General features: G+C 68.6%; 18 protein-coding genes. 5 read left to right on the forward strand and 13 right to left on the reverse strand.

Features of this window, described 5'->3' with window-relative positions; translation table 11 throughout:
• Nucleotides 1-99: 99 nt before the first annotated feature.
• Genes ACWICD_RS06065 through ACWICD_RS06075 form a run of 3 tightly spaced genes read right to left on the reverse strand, consistent with a single transcriptional unit; the run spans nt 100 to nt 4624 of the window.
• Nucleotides 100-1413 carry a GAF domain-containing protein gene (locus ACWICD_RS06065; RefSeq protein ID WP_454139633.1) on the reverse strand — a complete coding sequence of 438 codons (1314 nt, stop codon included), beginning with the start codon at nt 1411-1413 and terminating at the stop codon, nt 100-102.
• Between the two features lie 60 nt (nt 1414-1473).
• Nucleotides 1474-2961, reverse strand: a complete 1488-nt coding sequence (locus ACWICD_RS06070) for a CCA tRNA nucleotidyltransferase (protein ID WP_454139634.1) — start codon at nt 2959-2961, stop codon at nt 1474-1476.
• A gap of 10 nt (nt 2962-2971) precedes the next feature.
• Nucleotides 2972-4624 carry a DUF7059 domain-containing protein gene (locus tag ACWICD_RS06075; RefSeq protein ID WP_454139636.1) on the reverse strand — a complete coding sequence of 551 codons (1653 nt, stop codon included), beginning with the start codon at nt 4622-4624 and terminating at the stop codon, nt 2972-2974.
• A 94-nt stretch (nt 4625-4718) separates the two neighbouring features.
• Between ACWICD_RS06075 and ACWICD_RS06080 the strand changes: the two genes are divergently transcribed.
• The 4 genes from ACWICD_RS06080 (at nt 4719) to trxA (ending at nt 9927) form a co-directional block, all read left to right on the forward strand.
• Nucleotides 4719-6854, forward strand: coding sequence for a DUF6049 family protein (locus ACWICD_RS06080; protein WP_454139638.1), 2136 nt, complete (start codon nt 4719-4721; stop codon nt 6852-6854).
• Nucleotides 6851-8452 (forward strand): murein biosynthesis integral membrane protein MurJ, encoded by a 1602-nt coding sequence (gene murJ / locus ACWICD_RS06085; RefSeq protein WP_454139639.1) that lies wholly within the window; start codon nt 6851-6853, stop codon nt 8450-8452. Before ACWICD_RS06080 ends, murJ begins: the two co-directional genes overlap by 4 nt.
• Before the next feature lie 94 nt (nt 8453-8546).
• Nucleotides 8547-9533 carry a thioredoxin-disulfide reductase gene (trxB, locus tag ACWICD_RS06090; protein WP_454139641.1) on the forward strand — a complete coding sequence of 329 codons (987 nt, stop codon included), beginning with the start codon at nt 8547-8549 and terminating at the stop codon, nt 9531-9533.
• A 70-nt stretch (nt 9534-9603) separates the two neighbouring features.
• Nucleotides 9604-9927: a thioredoxin gene (gene trxA / locus ACWICD_RS06095; RefSeq protein WP_376130158.1), complete on the forward strand. Its 324-nt coding sequence runs from the start codon at nt 9604-9606 to the stop codon at nt 9925-9927.
• A 57-nt stretch (nt 9928-9984) separates the two neighbouring features.
• On the opposite strand, the gene ACWICD_RS06100 is transcribed toward trxA, so the two are convergent.
• From ACWICD_RS06100 to rpmH, 10 genes are all read right to left on the reverse strand, one after another.
• A complete protein-coding gene (locus tag ACWICD_RS06100) occupies nt 9985-10332 on the reverse strand; it encodes a tryptophan synthase subunit alpha (RefSeq protein WP_376130161.1) in 348 nt (115 codons plus the stop codon).
• Between the two features lie 86 nt (nt 10333-10418).
• Entirely contained in the window at nt 10419-11423 is a 1005-nt protein-coding gene (locus ACWICD_RS06105; RefSeq protein ID WP_454139642.1) for a ParB/RepB/Spo0J family partition protein, read from the reverse strand.
• Entirely contained in the window at nt 11423-12406 is a 984-nt protein-coding gene (locus ACWICD_RS06110; protein ID WP_454139644.1) for a ParA family protein, read from the reverse strand. The genes ACWICD_RS06105 and ACWICD_RS06110 overlap by 1 nt, the downstream gene beginning before the upstream one ends.
• Before the next feature lie 307 nt (nt 12407-12713).
• Nucleotides 12714-13010, reverse strand: coding sequence for a GIY-YIG nuclease family protein (locus ACWICD_RS06115; RefSeq protein WP_376130170.1), 297 nt, complete (start codon nt 13008-13010; stop codon nt 12714-12716).
• A gap of 995 nt (nt 13011-14005) precedes the next feature.
• Nucleotides 14006-14626 carry a 16S rRNA (guanine(527)-N(7))-methyltransferase RsmG gene (rsmG, locus tag ACWICD_RS06120; protein ID WP_454139646.1) on the reverse strand — a complete coding sequence of 207 codons (621 nt, stop codon included), beginning with the start codon at nt 14624-14626 and terminating at the stop codon, nt 14006-14008.
• Nucleotides 14627-14647: 21 nt separating this feature from the next.
• Complete coding sequence (locus ACWICD_RS06125) at nt 14648-15163, reverse strand: Jag family protein (protein ID WP_376130176.1); 516 nt, start codon at nt 15161-15163, stop codon at nt 14648-14650.
• A gap of 30 nt (nt 15164-15193) precedes the next feature.
• Entirely contained in the window at nt 15194-16294 is a 1101-nt protein-coding gene (gene yidC / locus ACWICD_RS06130; protein ID WP_376130179.1) for a membrane protein insertase YidC, read from the reverse strand.
• Nucleotides 16295-16302: 8 nt separating this feature from the next.
• Nucleotides 16303-16659, reverse strand: a complete 357-nt coding sequence (gene yidD, locus ACWICD_RS06135) for a membrane protein insertion efficiency factor YidD (protein WP_376130182.1) — start codon at nt 16657-16659, stop codon at nt 16303-16305.
• Nucleotides 16656-16994: a ribonuclease P protein component gene (gene rnpA, locus ACWICD_RS06140; protein WP_376130185.1), complete on the reverse strand. Its 339-nt coding sequence runs from the start codon at nt 16992-16994 to the stop codon at nt 16656-16658. The genes yidD and rnpA overlap by 4 nt, the downstream gene beginning before the upstream one ends.
• A gap of 9 nt (nt 16995-17003) precedes the next feature.
• Nucleotides 17004-17141 carry a 50S ribosomal protein L34 gene (rpmH, locus tag ACWICD_RS06145; protein ID WP_043595303.1) on the reverse strand — a complete coding sequence of 46 codons (138 nt, stop codon included), beginning with the start codon at nt 17139-17141 and terminating at the stop codon, nt 17004-17006.
• Nucleotides 17142-17460: 319 nt separating this feature from the next.
• On the opposite strand from rpmH, the gene dnaA reads away from it, so the two are divergent.
• Entirely contained in the window at nt 17461-18885 is a 1425-nt protein-coding gene (gene dnaA, locus ACWICD_RS06150) for a chromosomal replication initiator protein DnaA (protein WP_376130190.1), read from the forward strand.
• Nucleotides 18886-19125 lie beyond the last annotated feature (240 nt).

Below are 19125 nucleotides of genomic sequence, written 5' to 3' on the forward strand. Positions count from 1 at the left end.
GTTTCGCGACGTCGGTGTCGCGTGGGAACGACGGTAGGCGCCGCAACGTTGCAAACCGTTGCGCGGGGGATGCGGCGCCCGCGCGGGCTCACCGCCGGGTCAGGACTCGAGTCGGTCGAGGCGGGCGACGAGGTGGGCCCGCTTGGGCGAACGGGCGGGGAGCATCTGCAGACACAGGCGGAGGAGCTCGACGTCGTCGGGCGCGGTGTCGGCGTAGGCGAGCAGGACGTCGAGGGATGCCTCGGCCATGAGCGCCTCACGCAACGTCGTGCGCACCGTGTCGCGGAACTCCTCGACGCCGGGCGCCGTCGAATCCGGCAGCACGTCGCCGCGGTAGGCGGCGAGCGCGACGCGATGCGCACCCCGGTCGAGCAGCGACAGCACGTGGTGCGCGTCGGTCTCGAGGGGAACCGTGAGCCGATACGGGCGCGACGCGGGTGCGAGCTGCGGCGCCGTGCGTTCGAGCACCTTGCGCAGGCGCACGAGCTCGGGTCGCACGGTGTCGGCGGCGGACGGGTCGCCGTAGACCAGCTCGCCGAGCCGGTCGGCGGACAGCCCGCGGCGGTGAACGGCGAGCATGAGCAGGATCTCGGCGTGCCGCGCTCCGAGCTCGCTCACCGTCTCGACACCCTCGCCCGCGAGCTCGAGCAGCGCCCGGTCTCGGCCGAGCACCCGAAGCGTCGCCCGCGTCATCTCGGGGCGACGCGACGGCTTCGCGGGCGGAGCGGACTCGGCCCGAGCGCGCAGTCGCGTGACGAGCAGTTCGGCCTCGATCGCGCGGGCGGTCGCGGCGACGAGCAGCTGGGCCTGCGCCGTCGCGGCGGGCGACTCCCCGGTCACGTCGACGACGCCGAGGATGCGACGCGTCTCCGGATCAGTGACGGGAGCAGCGGTGCAGGACCACGGCTGCACGAGCCGGTTGAAGTGCTCGGCCCCGCGGATCTGCACCGAGCGCCCCAGCGCGAGCGCCGTGCCGGGGGCGGAGGTTCCGACGGCGTCTTCGGACCAGTTCGCGCCGGGCACGAAGCCCACATCGCCCGTCAGGCGCCGCACGGCCCGGTCGCCCTCGACCCAGAGCAGCCGACCCGCGGCATCCCCCATCGCGACGACGACCCCGGAATCCTCGGCGCCTCCGGGAAGCAGGAGTCCGCGCACGATGTCGACCGCAGCGGCCAGCGGATGCTCCCGGCGGTACGTGTCGATGACGTCGGCACCGAGTTCGAGAGGCGGCAGGCTCTCGACGCCGACGAGGGAGGCGATCGAGCGGCGCCACGAGTCGCGCACGAGCGGCCGGACATTCTGCAGCCGCTCGTCGGCTTCATTGCCCGCAACGAGCTCGTCGTGGGCGCGCTCAATCAGAAGGCGCGCGCCCTCCGGTGAGACGTCGCGCTGCGGGGACCATGGCGAGGACATGGGGCTCCGATCGACGCCTGACCAGTGTAGGTCGACGGCGCGCCGCACGGGAGGGTCTGCTCAGGCGCGGTCGGCCCACCACGCGCGCAGGCGCCGCTCGGCTTCGTCTTCGCCCAGCACGCCCTCGTCGAGCCGCAGGTCGAGGAGGAACCGATAGGCCTCGCCCACTTCGCGCCCGGGGGTGAGGCCGAGGATCGCCTGGATCTGATTGCCGTCGAGGTCGGGGCGGATCGCCTCGAGCTCCTCCTGCGCCGAGAGCTCGGCGATCCGGCGCTCGATGTCGTCGTAGGCGTTGCGCAACCGCGTCGCCTTGCGCCGGTTGCGGGTCGTGACGTCGGCACGAGTGAGGATGTGCAGGCGCTCGAGCTGCGAGCCCGCGTCGCGCACGTACCGCCGGACGGCGGAGTCGGTCCATGCCCCCTCGGCGTAGCCGAAGAACCGCAGGTGCTGCTCGATGAGCTGCGTCACGGCCGAAATCGTGTCCGAGTCGAACCGCAGCGCCTGCAGTCGTTTGCGCGCGAGCCGGGCGCCCTTGACGTCATGGTGGTGGAACGTGACGCCGCCGCCGGGCTCGAGCCGCCGGGTCGCCGGCTTGCCGATGTCGTGCAGCAGCGCCGCGAGCCGCAGCGCGACGTCGGGGGCGGCATCCGGGTGCCGCTCGTGCTCGAGGTCGATCGTCTGCTGCAGCACCGTGAGGGAGTGCTCGTAGACGTCCTTGTGATGGTGGTGCTCGTCGACCTCGAGCTGCAGGGCCGGGATCTCGGGGAGGAACTCGCCCATGAGGCCGGTCTCGACGAGCAGCCGGATGCCGCGTGTCGGATCGTCGGTCTGCAGCAGCCGCACGAGCTCGCTCTGGATCCGCTCGGGGCTCACGATCTCGAGGGTGGCGCGCAGCTCGGTGATCGCCTCGACCGTCGCGGGGTCGACCTCGAAGCCGAGCTGCGACGAGAACCGCGCGGCACGCAGCATGCGCAGCGGGTCGTCGCCGAAGCTCACGTGCGGGTCGGCCGGTGTGCGCAGCACGCCGCGCACGAGGTCTTCGACGCCGCCCGTCGGATCGACGAGCGTCTGCGACGGCACGCGCAGCGCCATGGCGTTGACGGTGAAGTCGCGGCGACCGAGGTCGGCCTCGATCGTGTCGCCGAATTCGACGGTGGGCTTGCGGGTCACGCCGTCGTAGCTGTCGGCCCGATAGGTCGTGACTTCGACCTGGGCCCCCGCGCCTCGAGGCTCCGCGGAGCGCGAACGCGATCCGTGGAGAAGGAGTGGGGAGGCGCCAGCGACCTTCGCACCGATCGTGCCGAAGGCACGGCCGATGTCCCACTGCGCCGTGCTGATGGGCTTGATGATCCGCAGGATGTCGTCGGGCCGCGCGTTCGTCGTGAAATCGAGGTCGTGGGTCTCGCGGCCCAGCAGCGCGTCGCGCACCGGGCCGCCGACGATCGCGAGGTCGAACCCGGCGTCGGCGAAGGCGCGCGCGAGCGTCGCGACGACGGGAGACTCCGCGAGCGCGGCCAGGCGCGCGACGCCGTCGGCCATATTCAGCATGGGTTCGAGCCTACCGAGCGCTGTGGGGCGGATCCGGCGTCCACTTCTCCGGACGGATCGTCGGTTCCCGCTCCCCTGCCCCCGAAACGCCGTTTCTGTCCGGAGAACTCGACGCCCCACCGACGAGACTCAGGAATCCGGTGAACACGAGTTCGCGCACGCGGGGCAGCAGGTCGGCGCGCAGCGCGACGGCATCGACCTCGAGCAGCTCCGCGATGGCGTCGATCAGCACGCCGAGCGGCAGGTCGCCGTCGCACGCGCCGACGAGCGCCGCCAGACCCGGGTCGACCGACAGCGACCGGCCGAACCTCGCACCCTGGCGCAGCTCGATGACGGTCGGCGCCTCGGCTCCCGGCAGCTGGTGCCGGGCCTCGGTGACATCGGCCGCGACGAGCGCGACGCAGGCGGCCAGCGCCGCATCGTCGAGCCGCGCGAGCGCGTCATGCGCATCGAGCGCGTCGGCGAGATGCCGCCCGAGCCCGCCGTCGGGCAGCGCCTGGGTCACCCGCTCGTACCGTGACAGCGTCGCCTCGCCCGCCGCCGGGCGCCGCAGCAAGACGTAGCCGAAGCCGATCGATGACACGGCGCGGGCGTCGAAGTCCTCGAGCCAGGCGTCGATGAGCCGCGCGTACTCGGGCGTTCCGGGCAGGGTGCCGCCGTCGCGCACCCACAGCTCGGCGTACGACAGCGGGTCGAGCTGCTCACGCTCGACGACCCACGCGTCGAGGGCGACCGGCGCCGCCGCGACCCACTCCCGAACGCGCTCGAGACCGTCGACGCCGTCGCGGGTCTCCCAGTTGCCGAGCAGCTGCGCGACACCGCCGGGCGAAAGGTGGGCCCCGACGCCCGAGACGACGGCCGCGACGAGCCCGTCACCCGTGAAACCGGCGTCGCGGTACTCGTAGGCGGGCACGCCCGCGACACGCGGCGTGATGACGAAGGGCGGGTTGGACACGATCCGGTCGAACTGCTCGCCCGCGACGGGCGCGAAGAGGCTGCCGTGCCGCGTCTCGATGCCGTCGACGCCGCACAGCGCGGCGTTCAGGCGCGTGAACCGCAGGGCGCGCTCCGAGATGTCGGTCGCCACGACGCGATCCACGGCGCGACGTGCCCGCAGCGACTGGATGCCGCACCCGCTGCCGAGATCGAGGCCCCGCTCGGCGGGCGTCGGCAGCTGCAGCGACGCGAGCGTCAACGACGCGCCGCCGACCCCGAGCACGTGGTCTTCGGGCAGCGCACCCTGCAGGGCGCTCTCGTCGAGGTCGCTCGCGACCCACCATTCCCCGTCGCCGCGCTCGTCCGCGAACGACTGCGGACGCACGATCGCCACCGGTTCGATCTCGTCCCCGGACACGACGGCGAGACCGAGGGCGACGAGACCCGTGCGCCCCGTGCGCGGAAGGCTCCGATCGACGGATGCCGCGGGTTGCGGCATCCCGAGCACCAAAAGTCGTCCCAGCACGGAGAGGGGGTCGTCGCGGCCGGTGAGCGCGCGCAGCGCCGGTGAGCGCAGGCCGCGCGCGATCGCCGTGTCGGCGGTCTCACCCCACGCGGCGCGCAGCGCGGCCGACGTGAAGCCGGCGTCGCGCAGGTCGTCGGCGAGCGCGCGGCACAGGGCAGGATCGGGCTCGGGAAGCAAGGGTCGAGAGGTCACGTCCTCCATTCAACCGCGTGCGCTGTCGGAGGTCTCCGAGGGGCGGACCGTAGAATCTGTTCGGTCGTGCGGTCCGCAATCGCACAGGAGCGAACCCAGAGCAATGATCGACACCCCCCTGAGGAAGAGCCGGCCCCGGCGCGCGCTGTCGATCCTCACGGCGCTGACGGTCGCCCTCGGGCTCGGGATGCCGCTTCCCGCGGCCGCCGACGCACCGAGCCCGTCGCCCACGCCCACCGCCACGGATGCGGCGCCGACCGGCACGACCTCGTTCACGCTCGCGCCGCTGCGCAACGGCATCCTGAACGCCGGCGAGACGCTCACGGTGTCGGTCACGCTGCACAACGACACGACGGCGGGGATCGCCGCGACACCCGTGACCCTCGCGCTCGGCACCGCTCCGCTCGCGGGGCGCGCCGAGCTGACGGCGTGGCTCGCGGGCTCGTCCGATGTCACGACGAGCGCCGTCGCCACCGGCACGATCGACCCCGTCTCCGCCGGCGAGCAGCAGACCACGGCGATCCTCGTGCCGCCCGAGACCCCCGAACTCGTCGAGCTGCGACCGGGCGTGTATCCGCTCGAGGCCGCGTACGACTCGCCCGACGGCGCCGTGGTGTCGACGAGCGTCATCGTCGTGCCCGCACCCGACCGACCGCTCAGCGCGTCGTTCATCGTGCCGATCACGGTCGACGCGCGCGCCGACGCGCTGCTGACGGCGAGCGAGCTCGAGCGACTCACGGCGCCTGACGGAGAGCTGACGAGCCAGCTCGAGGGCGTCTCGGGCACGAGCGCGATCCTCGCGGTCGACCCCGCGATCCCGGCCGCGATCCGCGTGCTCGGAATCGCCGCTCCGGAGAGTGCGACGAGCTGGCTGGAGAGTCTCGAGGCCCTCGGCAACACGCGCTTCGCGCTGCAGTTCGGCGACGCCGACCCGGCCGTGCAGCTCGAAGCGGGGCTCTCGCGCCCGCTCGAGCCCACGTCGTTCGCGGCCTCGATGACGGCGGCCGACTTTCCGCCCGTCGCCGAACCCACGCCGACGCTGCCCGTGGCACCGACGCCGGCCCCGACCGAGCCGGCCGACCCGCAGGCCCCCGTCTACCCCACGGTCGACGACCTGGTCGCGATCGGGACGGTCCGCGGCACGGTGTACTGGCCCGACGCCGGCAGCATCACGCGCGACGCCGTCGCGAAGCTCGGAGCCCTCGACGACGGCGCTGCGCTGACCGTCGTGCCCTCGACGGCGACGACCGCCGGCGCGAAGGGCGACGCGGTCGGCGCCCGCGCAGCCACGGGCGACGCGGGGCTGCTCGTCACCGACGCCGAGATCTCGCGTCTGCTCTCGCAGGCCGCGGCGATCGACGAGTCGGCGCTGCGCGGCTCTCCCCTCGCCGCCGCGACGGGCTACCTCGCCTTCGCCGCCGCCGCCGATGCTCCCCTCCTCGTCGCTCTCGACCGCACGACCGCCCGGTCCTACATCGGGATCCGCACCGTCCTGAGCGCCGTCGCCGACTTCCCCGGCGTCATCACGCAGTCCCTCACGAGTGTCGCCGGCACGGCCGCCCAGGCGGTCGAGCTGGTCGACACCGAGCCTCCCTCCGAGCGCGTCGCCGCGGCATCCGCTCTCTTCGGCGACGAAGACGAGCTCGGCCGCTTCGCGACGATCCTCGACGATCCGGGTCTGCTGACCGGCATCGAGCGGGCCGAGATCCTGCAGCTGCTCGGCGTCGGCTGGGCCGCGCGGGCCGGCGACTTCACGACGGCGGTCGCGGAGCACCGCCTCGCGACGCGCGAGACGCTCGGGGCCGTGCGGCTGCTGCCCAACAAGACGATCAACCTCTTCGCCGCCGGCGCAGGCCTGCCGTTCACGGTGCGCAACGACCTTCCCTACGCCGTCAACCTCGTGCTCTACGCCAGTCCCAACGACCTGCGACTGAACGTGCGCCGCGCGAACGACATCGTCGCGACGCCGCAGAGCAACACGCGCGTGGAGGTTCCGGTCGAAGCGCGCGTCGGAAACGGCGAGGTCACCCTCGAGCTGCAGCTGCGCAGCCCCTCGTTCGTCGCGATCGGCCCATCCGAGCGGGTCGAGGTGAACGTGCGGGCGGAGTGGGAGACGGTCGGCCTCGTCGCGCTGGCCGTCATCGTCGGCGGACTCCTCGTGCTCGGTGTGCTGCGCACGATCCTGCGTGCTCGAGAGCGCCGCCGTGGCGAAACACCCTCGAGCGAGGATGCACCGTGAGCGTCGGCAGGGCGAGCGCCCTCATCGGCGCGGGCACCCTCGTCTCGCGCGTGACGGGCCTCATCCGCACGATCGTGCTCGTGACGGTGCTCGGTGCGGTCTTCAGCCGCGCGGGCGACGCCTTCGCGATCGCGAACCAGCTGCCCAACACGATCTACGAGATCATCTCGTACGGCCTGCTCACCGCCGTCATCGTGCCGCAGATCGTGCGCGCCAGTGCGCACGCCGACGGGGGTCGCACGTTCATCTCGAAGCTGTTCACGCTCGGCACCGTCGTGCTGCTCGTGACGAGCGCCGTGGCGACGCTGTGCGCTCCCCTGCTGGTCGAGTTCTTCGCCCCGGGGTTCGCGCCCGATCAGAAGGCGCTCGCGACGGTGCTGGCCTACTGGTGCCTGCCGCAGATCTTCTTCTACGGCCTCTACGCCCTCGTGGGCGAAGCGCTCAACGCCCGCAAGGTCTACGGGCCCTTCACCTGGGCGCCGATCGTCAACAACGTCGTGTCCATCGCCGGCTTCGGGCTCATCGGCGTGGTCTTCGGCACGGAGCTGACCGCGGTGTCCGACTGGACACCGACGATGGTCACGGCACTCGGGGCCACCGCGACCGGCGGGATCGTCATCCAAGCGCTCGTGCTGCTCTTCTTCTGGCGGCGCACAGGACTGCACCTGCGGCCGGACTTCCGGTGGCGTGGCGTCGGCCTCGGTCACATCGGACGCCTCGCGGGATGGACCTTCGCGATGGTCGTCGTCCGCACGCTCGCCGGGCTCGTGCAGACCCGCGTCATCACCGAGGCATCGGGCGACGGACCGTCCGCGTTCGCGATGGCCAACGCGTGGCTCGTCTTCATGCTGCCGTACTCGATCATCGTCATGTCGATCGGGACGCCGTACTTCACCCGCCTCTCCGAGCACGCGCACGCCGGACGCGACGACGACGTGCGAACCGACCTGTCGGCCAGCATCCGTGTCACGGGGATGCTCATCACGATCGCCGCCGCAGCCCTCATCGCCGCCGCCGTTCCCGCGACCCGGGTCTTCGCCGACAGTGCCGGGGCGGCCGTCGCTGCGGCTCCCGTCCTCGTGGCCTACCTCGTGGGGCTGATCCCGCTCTCGGTGCTGTTCGTCGTGCAACGTGCCTTCTATGCCTACAACGACACCCGCACGCCGTTCGTGTTCACGGTCATCCAGTGCGGGCTCTTCGTGATCCTCGTGCTCGTCGCGCAGGCGACGCTGCCGCTCGCGCAGCTTGCCGCGGGAGTCGCGCTCGGCCAGTCGATCTCGACGCTCGTGCAGGTCGTCATCGCCACGACCCTCCTGCGGCGGCGGCTGGGTGCGCTCGGCGCGGGCGCGTGGTTCGTCGCGTACGGGCGCTTCCTCATCGCCGCCGTCCCCGCCGCCGCGGCGGGGTGGCTGACCTTCCTGCTGCTCGGCGGCGATGCCGGCTGGGCCGTCGCCGACAAGCTGCTCGGCGCCGTCGCGACGGCACTCATCGGTCTGGTCTCGTTCGCGGTGTATGTCGGGGTGCTCGCACTGCTGCGCGCGCCCGAGCTGCGCCCCGCTCTGGATCTCGCACGCCGCGTCATCCCCCGCCGTCGCTGATCGCCGCGGGTCCCGCCGGCGGTGGAATGCGGCGTGGTTAGCATGGGTTGATGTCAGCGGATGCCGCAGCATCCGTCATCGAGAAGGAGTCTTCGTGCGTCACGTCATCGTCATCGGTTCCGGACCGGCCGGATACACCGCCGCCATCTACGCGGCGCGGGCCAATCTCGAGCCGCTCGTCGTGGCGAGCTCGGTCGAGGCCGGTGGTGAGCTCATGAACACGACCGATGTCGAGAACTTCCCCGGTTTCCCCGAGGGGATCATGGGCCCCGACCTGATGGCGAAGATGCAGGCGCAGGCGGAACGGTTCGGCGCAGAGGTGCTGTACGACGATGTCGTGTCGCTCGATGTCGACGGACCTGTCAAGCGCGTGGTCCTGGGCTCGGGTGGCGTGCACGAGGCGGAGTCGATCGTGTTCGCGACCGGTTCGGCGCCGCGCAAGATCGGGATCGAAGGCGAAGCCCGTCTCGCCGGCCGTGGAGTGTCGTACTGCGCGACCTGTGACGGGTTCTTCTTCCGCGAGCGCACGATCGCCGTCGTCGGCGGAGGCGACTCGGCGATGGAGGAAGCCACGTTCCTCACCAAGTTCGCCTCGAAGGTCTACGTCATCCACCGCCGCGACGAGCTGCGCGCATCGAAGATCATGCAGGACCGCGCCTTCGCCAACGACAAGATCGAGTTCGTGTGGAACAGCGAAGTCGCCGACATCCTCGGTGAGGACGCCGTCACGGGCGTCGTGCTGAGCGACACCCGCACGGGTGAGACGCGCGAGCTCGCGCTCGACGGCGTCTTCGTCGCGATCGGCAACGACCCGCGCACGCACCTCGTGCACGGCAAGCTCGACCTCACCCCCGAAGGCACGGTGTGGGTCGACGGTCGCACCTCACGCACCTCGGTGCCGGGCATCTTCGCCGCCGGCGACGTCATCGACCCCACGTACCGGCAGGCCGTCACGGCCGCGGGCAGCGGCACCGTGGCCGCGCTCGACGTCGAGCACTACCTCGCCGCACTCGGCGAGGCGGGGACTCCGGCCGCCGAATCCTCCCCCATCGACGGGCTCGCCGACGTCGGCGTCGCCTGACACCCTCGGAACAAACCCGGCGTCTCGCACGTTTCCCCCATCCAGAGACGTCCCACAGAAGGAGATACACATGACCGCCAAGGCGACGACGTCGGCCACCTGGGAGCAGGACGTGCTCCAGGCCGAAGGACCCGTGCTCGTGGACTTCTGGGCCGCATGGTGTGGACCGTGTCGCATGGTCGCTCCCGTTCTCGACGAGATCCAGGCCGAGAACCCCGACAAGATCACGATCCTCAAGCTCAACGTCGACGAGAACCCTGATCTCGCGATGAAGTACCAGATCACCTCGATCCCGGCGATGAAGGTCTTCAACAAGGGCGAGGTCGAGGCGACCATCGTCGGCGCCAAGCCGAAGTTCGCGCTCGAGCAGGACCTCGCCAAGTACATCGGCTGACACCTAGCATCCGAAGCCCCCGGTGATGTTTTCCTACGTCATCGGGGGTTTCGTGTTCTATGAGGCGTCTGCGCGCACCGTGGCATCCCAGAGGCGGTGCGTATTGGCGTCACCGAGCAGCCGCCAGACCGCGGGCGTCAGCTGCGGATAGTCCTCGGCGATCTGACGCAGCACGCGGTAGTGCCGGGCAGCCGTCGGACGCACGCCGCCGTCGGCCTCGATGTTCTCGGCACGCAGCGTGAACACGACGAGCTCGTCGACCGTCGGCAAGTCCTCCATGAACTCCCACGGGTCTTCACCGGAACGCAGACGCTCGTCGATGACGACGGAAAGTTCGTCGGTCGCCTCGGCACGCAGCAGTTCCAAGCTCGCTCGGCGCCGGGGCGTCTGGTCGTCGTTCCTCACCTATCCAGGGTACGTCGGTACGGCGACGCGGGTGCCGACGCCGACCGGGATGTTCTCGAGGCGGATGCCGCGTGCTCGACGCTTCGTCAGCTCGCGCCGAACGGCGTCTCGCCGAGTTCCTCGAGGATGCGGTTGAGATCCTGGATGCTGGCGAAATCAATGCTGATCTGGCCTTTTCGGGCGCCTAGTGCGATCTTGACGCGCGTATTGAGGCGATCCCCGAGCCGTCCCGCGAGGTCGTCGAGGTGTGCGCGCCGGGACCCGGCCTGCGGCTTCGGACGGCGTGTGCCGGCGGCATCCGTCATCTTCGCGGCAGCTTCGGCGGCGCGCACGGAGAGGTCCTCGTTGACGATCTTGTCGGCCAGCCGCTGCATCGCGTCGGTGTCGTCGACCGACAGGATCGCGCGGGCATGACCGGCCGTGAGCACGCCGGCGGCGACGCGCTGCTGGACGGGCACGGGAAGCTTGAGCAGGCGGATCGTGTTGCTGATCTGCGGGCGGGAACGGCCGATCCGGCTCGCGAGCTCCTCTTGCGTGATCCCGAAGTCGGCGAGGAGCTGTTCATAGGCCGAGGCCTCTTCGAGCGGGTTCAGTTCGGAGCGGTGAAGGTTCTCGAGCAGAGCGTCGCGCAGCAGGTGCTCGTCGGAGGTCTCGCGGATGACGGCGGGGATCGACTCGAGGCCCGCCTCGCGGGCGGCGCGGGTGCGGCGCTCGCCCATGATGAGCTCGTACGTGCCCTCACCCGTGTCGCGCACGACGACGGGCTGCAGTACGCCGAACTCGCGAACGCTGTGCACGAGCTCGGCGAGGTCGTCGGCATCGAAGTGCGTGCGCGGCTGGCGCGGGTTCGGAACGATCGTGTGCGGATCGATGTGCGCGAGGTGCGCGCCGGGGACCGCGACGAGCTCAGGCGACGTGGGAGCCGCTGTCGTCGTGGTCGCGTCGTCGGGCGATGCGGCGCCTTCGGGCGAAGGAGTCCCTTCTGACGGGGTCCCCCGCGGGAAGAACACGTCGGCGGGACGAGCCTCAGTGGGTTCGCTGGTGGGAATGAGGGCGCCGATGCCGCGACCGAGGCCTGTGCGCTTCGCCATCAGGACTCCTCTTCTTCTCGTGGGGGTTGAGGGGCGCCGTCGCGCCGGATGATCTCGACAGCGGCTTCGCGGTAGGCGACCGCGCCGGCGGATTGGCCGTCGTAGGCGATGACCGTCTGTCCGAAGCTCGGCGCTTCCGAAACACGCACCGAACGTGGGATGACGGTGTCGAGCACCTCGTTCGGAAAGTGCTGTCGTACTTCTTCGGCGACCTGCTGAGCGAGCCGGGTGCGCCCGTCGTACATGGTGAGCATGATCGTCGACAGGTTCAGACGCGGATTGAGGTGCTTCTGGATCATCTGGACCGTGCCGAGCAGCTGGCTCAGGCCTTCCAGCGCGTAGTACTCGCACTGGATCGGGATGAGCAGCTCGGTGGCGGCGGTGAAGGCGTTGATCGTGAGCAGACCGAGCGAGGGCGGGCAGTCGATGAGCACGAAATCGAGGCGATGCTCCTCGCTCGCGAGGTAGCTGTCGAGCGCGGTGCGCAGGCGATGTTCGCGGGCGACCTGCGAGACGAGCTCGATTTCGGCACCCGCGAGGTGGATCGTGCTGGGGGCGCAGAACAGTCGGGGTGATTCGGGGCTCGTCTGGATGACGTCGGCGAGCGGAAACTCGTCGATCAGGACGTCGTAGATGCTCGGAATCTCCGCGCTATGAGGGACGCCGAGCGCTGTCGATGCGTTCCCCTGCGGGTCCAGGTCGATCACGAGCACGCGGGCGCCGGCAGCCGCGAGCGCGGCGGCGACATTGACCGTCGTGGTGGTCTTTCCCACCCCGCCCTTCTGGTTCGAGATCGTCAGGACGCGCGTGCGACCACTGAACTGAACTTCCGCGCTCTCGAGGACTCGTCGACGGGCATTGAGATCCGCGAGTTCCCGGGCGATCGGCGAGTCGTCGAGGCTGAAAGAGGATGCCGTCGGCGCCGGTTCGTCGGGATGTTCCACGTGAAACGGTCTCCTGGATGGGGTCGTCGGACAACGCATCCCACTCTAACCTGCCCCCTCCCCACGCGGTGCTTCCGCGCAGGTGTGATGATCTCGATACGCGCCTCCGGCGCTACTCGACCACGACCAACCCCCGGTGGTCGAGTAGGCGGCCCCGCCGCCGTATCGAGACCCCCCACATTTCACGTGAAACACCCGCACCCCGATCTCGATACGCGCCTCCGCACTACTCGATCACCGGAGCTCCGCCCCGCAACACCGCGGTGGTCGAGTAGGCGGCCCCGCCGCCGTATCGAAACCCCCACGTTTCACGTGAAACAAGAGATCTCGATACGCGCCTCCGGCGCTACTCGATCACCGAGGGGCGGCGGCGCTTCTTGCTCAGCTCCGGAAGCCGTTCGGCGCGTTCCTTCACGAGGGCCAAACGCTTCGCGCGACCCCAGTTTTGAACTTGCTTCTCGCGGCGGAACGCGTCTTCTACTCGCTCGTACTCTTCGAAGTACAGCAGCCTGACCGGCAGGCGACATCGCGTGTACGCCGATCCCTCGCCATTGTTGTGTTCCCACAGACGCCGCTCTAGATCACGGGTGCTGCCGACGTAGGTAGTTCGGTCGCTGCACTCGAGGATGTACATGTATGCCATCGGTCCACGTTGACGTACGCGTGCGACTCTCAAGCACCACGGTCGGGCATTCGTGGTGAATGCCTGACGGACATGCTCTGTGGAGGACGCGTATGGACATGATCTCGATACGCGCCGGAGGCGCTACTCGATCACCGAGACCGACGCACCCACCGATGGTCGAGTAGTCGGCGAAGCCGGCGTATCGAGACCAGTTCGCCGCAGAGATCGCGTTTCACGTGAAACGAGTGAAGATCTCGATACGCGCCGAAGGCGCTACTCGATCACCGGGTACGTGCAGCTATCCGGTGGTCGAGTAGACGGCGAAGCCGGCGTATCGAGACCAGTTCGCCGCAGAGATCGCGTTTCACGTGAAACGAGTGAAGATCTCGATACGCGCCGGAGGCGCTACTCGATCACCGGGTACGTGCGGCTATCCGGTGGTCGAGTAGACGGCGAAGCCGGAGTATCGAGACCAGTTCGCCGCTGAGAGCGTGTTTCACGTGAAACGTGGGGAGGATCTCGATACGCGCCGGAGGCGCTACTCGATCACCGGGGTTCGGCGTCTCACCGGGGTTCTGCGTCCCCACCGGTGGGGAGTAGACGGCGAAGCCGGCGTATCGAGACCAGTTCGCCGCTGAGAGCGTGTTTCACGTGAAACGTGGGGAGGATCTCGATACGCGCCGGAGGCGCTACTCGATCACCGGGCAGGCGCACCCCACCGGTGGTCGAGTAGGCGGCGAAGCCGGCGTATCGAGACCACGAACCTCACCACGCGGGTGTTTCACGTGAAACGTGGTGGATCTCGATACGCGCCGGGGGCGCTACTCGATCACCGGGGTCTGGCGCACCCCACCGGTGGGGAGTAGACGGCGAAGCCGGGAGGATCTCGATACGCGCCGGAGGCGCTACTCGATCACCGGGACCGCGCGCCCACCCGGTGGTCGAGTAGACGGCGAAGCCGGCGTATCGAGACCACGCGCCGCAGGCGCTACTCGATCACCGGCGTCCGGAGGTCAGCGAACGGTGGCGCGGACGACGCGGGTCGGTTCGTCCAGGAGGTCGGCGCCGACGATCTCAACGCGCACGTCGGTCACGTGGAATCGGCGCAGCTGCTTCTGAGCCGCGTCGATCTCTCCCGGCGCGGAAGCTCCCTTGAGGAGGATCAGTTCACCGCCGTCCTTAACAAGAGGTGCGGTGATCGGCACGAGGGTGCGCAGCGCACTGACGGCTCGCGCGGTGACGACATCCAGCACGCCGCGATCCCAGTCCTCTGCCCGCGTGCGCAGCACTTCGACGTTGTCGAGGCCGAGGTCGGCTACCTGTTCCGTCAACCAGGCGACGCGTCGCTCCATCGGCTCGATCAGCACGAACTCGACGTCAGGACGCGCAATAGCCAGGACGAGCCCGGGCAGTCCCGCACCTGATCCGACGTCTCCGACGCGCCCAGAGAAAAGGGGAGCAACCACCGCACTGTTCAGAATGTGCCGCGACCACAACCGCGGCGGTTCGAGAGGACCGATGAGCCCGCGTTCTTCGCCGTGACGCCCCAGGGAATCGGCGAACCGGCGCGCCAGGTCGATGCGGTCGCCGAAGATCTCCGTGGCTGCGGCCGGTTCGATCTCGATGTCACTCATGAATGTTTCACGTGAAACGCGTCAGGCGCGCCGGATCACGGTGTGACGATCCGCGGCCTCGCCGTAGGACTCCGACACGAATCCCCGTTCCGCCACGACGTCGTGCACGAGCTTGCGCTCATAGCTCGACATCGCCGGCAGGGATGCCTGGGATGCGCCCTCGTCGAGCCGCTCGATCGCCCGGTCGACGAGCGCCTCGAGCTCGCGCTGGCGCGCATCACGGGATCCGCCGATGTCGAGGATCAGGCGTGAGAACCGACCGGTCTGGTTCTGCACGACGATGCGGGTGAGTTCTTGCAGCGCGTGCACCGTGTCGGGGTCGGACAAGAGGTCCACCGAGCCACCCTCCGGCGGCTCCACCGAGACATAGGCTCGACCGGACCGAACGTCGAGGTCGAGATCGCCGTCGATGTCAGCGATATCGAGGAGGCCCTCGATGAAGTCGGCGGCGATGTCGCCTTCCTGTTCGAGCTGCTCGACCGTCGCCGGCGCGCGCTCAGGCCGTTCCTCGGCGGAGACGTCGGGGGAGATGCTCATGGTGTCCTCGTTATCGTTCTGGTTCGGGTGTCAGCTTTTGCCGTCAGCGTCCGGCTTCTTCTGCGGTCCGGCACCGCCCTGCTTCTTCTTGGCACGCTGCTTGCTGACGGGCTGCTGGCGCTTCGGGGCCGCGGCACGAGCGCGCTCGGCCTCTTCGAGCAGACGCTGCTGCTCTGCGAGGTACTTCTCCATCGGGACGACCTTGCCCGACGAATCGATCGCCTTGCCCTTGCGAGCGAGCCGCTCTTCGCGTGCCTTGGCGGCATCCGAACCGGGAGTGGGCATTTCGCGGATGACGAGGAACTGCTGGCCCATCGTCCACAGGTTCGACACGAACCAGTAGATGACGACACCGAGCGGGAAGAACACACCCGAGAAGACGAACGCGAACGGCAGCACCCAGAGCATGATCTTCTGCATCTGGTAGGCCTGGCCGGTCTTGGCCTCGGGCGACAGGTTCTTCGAGATGATCTGCAGCTGCGTGAAGAACTGCGACCCGATCATGAGCACGACGAGGATCACGAGGATCACGATCGCGACGGTGTTGCTGCTCTCGACGGCGTTGATCAGCGTCTCGTGCAGGGATGCCACACCGAAGAGCTTCGCGTCATAGAACTCCTGTGTGAGCTCTGTGTTGAGCAGCCCGACACCGCTGAAGTTCGGATTGTCGCGGATCTTCTGCACATCGTTCAGCACGCTGAACAGGGCGAAGAAGACCGGCATCTGCACGAGCAGCGGCAGACAGCTCGACACGGGTGTCGTGCCGTGCTTCTTGTAGAGGGCCATCGTCTCGCGACTCATCGCCTCGCGGGAGAGCTGATCGCGCTTCCCGCGGTATTTCTCCTGAACTTTCCGCAGTTCAGGAGCGATTTCCATCATCTTCCGCTGGCTCTTGATCTGCTTGACGAAAAGCGGGATCATCGCCGAGCGCACGACGATGACGAGACCGACGATCGACAGAACCCAGGTGATGCCCTCTGCGGCAGGAAGCCCGGCCGCCGTGAACAGCCAGTGCCATCCGACGAGGACGAGCTCGACGAGCCATTTCAGCGGCCACAGGATGGTCCCGATGAGGTCGAATCCGCCTCCACCCGCGTCCGGGGCGGGTGTCGAGGCAAGCAGAAGATCCATACGGCGGATCAATCCTTTCCGGTGGGGACAGGCACGACGAACCCGTGAGGGGTCAGCGCGTGACGAAAGCTCGAATGGGCCGGAACGTCATCGACGCCCCCGACGGCCCACGGGTGGCAACGTGCGAGACGGGCGGCGGTCAGCGCCGCACCCTTGAGCGCACCGTGCTGCTGGACGGCGCCGACGGCATAGGCCGAGCACGACGGATAGTACTTGCAGACGTCGCCGTAGAGGTGCGAGATCGTCGCGCGGTAGCCGTGCAACAGCCCGAGCACGAGGTTGCGCGGAGCAAGCGGGATGGAAGGCAGCAGATCGGATGCCGCCCATCGGGCATCGCCGAGAGCATAGGCCGGAAGGACGCTCATGCTGCCGCCCGACGCGAGAGGCAGCGGACGACCTCGTCGCGCAGCTCACCGAAATCGGCCGTCGCCGCGCTCGGCAGCGCACGGATCACGATCTCGGCACCGGGCCGGACCGACGGCAGCGCTCCGGCACAGACGGCTTTGAGCCGACGGCGGACGGTGTTGCGCACAACGGCGGAGCCGACCTGGCGACTCACGATGAAACCGAAGCGAGCCGCGGAATCATCGGCCGAACCGCCGACGTACGTCACGGTGTGCTCGCCGACGCACCGTCGGCCCCGACGGACGACGGCCTTGTACTCCGCTCCGCGAGTGAGTCGGTTCGGCCTCGCCAGCAACGTGCTGGGTCAGGCGGAGAGCTCGGTGCGGCCCTTGCCGCGACGTGCCGCGAGGATCGCGCGGCCGGCGCGGGTGCGCATGCGGGCACGGAAGCCGTGCTTCTTGGCGCGGCGGCGGTTGTTGGGCTGGAACGTGCGCTTGCTCATGAGATCACTCCGGATGAGGTGGTCCGCGGGCTCCACGTGGATACGTCGAGGGCCGAAGACGACGATGAGGGGACCAGCCCCGAAGGGCATAAGTCAACCGGCTAAGGCTACGTGCATCGTCGTCAGAACTCAAACCGAACCCGGAACGGGTCATTATCCCCATTTCCCGCTCGGACCCTGGCAAAGACACGCCGCTCCTCCCTACAGTGGAGTTTGCTCCCGGGTCGCACCGTGACTAGCGTTGCTCCGGCAGTTATCCACAGGCGGTTCGCGATGAATCCGCGGCATCCGGTGGAATCATCAACACCCCGGGGGGGCTATGTCAGCGCACGAGAATCCAGATGTTCCTGTCTGGTCCGCTGTGCTGGATGTCCTTCGCACCGACGATCGCATCACCCCCCAGCTCGAGGGCTTCCTGAACCTCGCCGTGCCGCAGGGCGTCATGGCCGGCACCCTCTATCTCGATGTGCCCAACGACCTGACCGCGGCACAGTTCACCAAGCGCATGCGCGGTCCCGTGCTCGAGGCGATCGCCACCGCCTCGCCCCAGGGCGAAGTCACGCAGTTCCGCGTCGTCGTCAATCCCGATCTCGTCGATGCCCACCTCACCGTGCCGATCCCGATCCACACCGAGTCGCCGATCGCGTCCGCGCCGGCTCCGCGCTCCCCGATCGAAGACGTGCCGGATGCCGCGCCCGGCGTCACCCGCAGCGACACCCGCCTGAACCCGAAGTACACGTTCGACAGTTTCGTCATCGGGCAGTCCAACCGTTTCGCCCACGCCGCCGCCGTCGCCGTCGCCGAAGCCCCGGCCAAGGCCTACAACCCGCTCTTCATCTACGGTGACTCCGGACTCGGGAAGACGCACCTGCTGCACGCCATCGGCGACTACGCGATCAGCCTCTATGCCGGAATCAAGGTGCGCTACGTCTCGAGCGAAGAGTTCACGAACGATTTCATCAACTCGATCGCGAACAACCGCGGCTCGGCCTTCCAGGCGCGTTACCGCGAGGTCGACATCCTCCTGATCGACGACATCCAGTTCCTGCAGGGCCGCGCCGAGACGCAGGAAGCGTTCTTCCACACGTTCAACACGCTGCACGACCACAACAAGCAGGTCGTGATCACGAGCGATGTGCCGCCGAAGCACCTGACCGGATTCGAAGACCGCATGCGCAGCCGCTTCGAGTGGGGCCTGATCACCGACGTGCAGGCACCCGACCTCGAGACCCGCATCGCGATCCTCCGCAAGAAGGCCCAGTCCGAGCGACTGCACATCCCCGACGAAGTGCTCGAGTACATCGCGACCGTCGTCTCATCGAACATCCGCGAGCTCGAGGGAGCGCTCATCCGCGTCTCCGCCTTCGCGAGCCTCAATCGCTCGACCCTCGACATGTCTCTCGCCCAGACCGTGCTGCGCGACATCATCGATCAGGACGACGCCAACGTCATCTCACCGACGGACATCATCACGGCCACCGCGCAGTACTTCAAGCTCACGGTCGACGATCTGTACGGTTCAAGCCGCTCCCAATCCATCGCGACGGCCCGTCAGATCGCGATGTACCTGTGTCGCGAGCGCACGAGCCTGTCTCTTCCCAAGATCGGGCAGCTCTTTGGCAATCGCGATCACACGACCGTGATGTACGCATACAAGAAGATCAGCGAGCTCATGAAAGAGCGCCGCTCCATCTTCAATCAGGTGTCCGAGATCACGTCGCAGCTCGGTCGCGGCGGACGCTGATCCGTCGGTTTGACATGGGGCCCGCAAGGGCTCATCATGCGGGTTCTGCACATGTGGATAACCTGGGGATAACTTCGCCGGACTGTCGAATTCGTGTGCACGATCGGCACAGCGCATGTGGATGAACACCGTCACCGACGAGATGCGCTCCCGCAGTCATCCGCAGCCGTTCCACATCTCACACGGATGTAGTTTCCATGTCCCGAAAGGTATCCCCAGAGTTATCCACAGTTTCCACAG

Source organism: Microbacterium sp. NPDC055357, assembly GCF_053644835.1.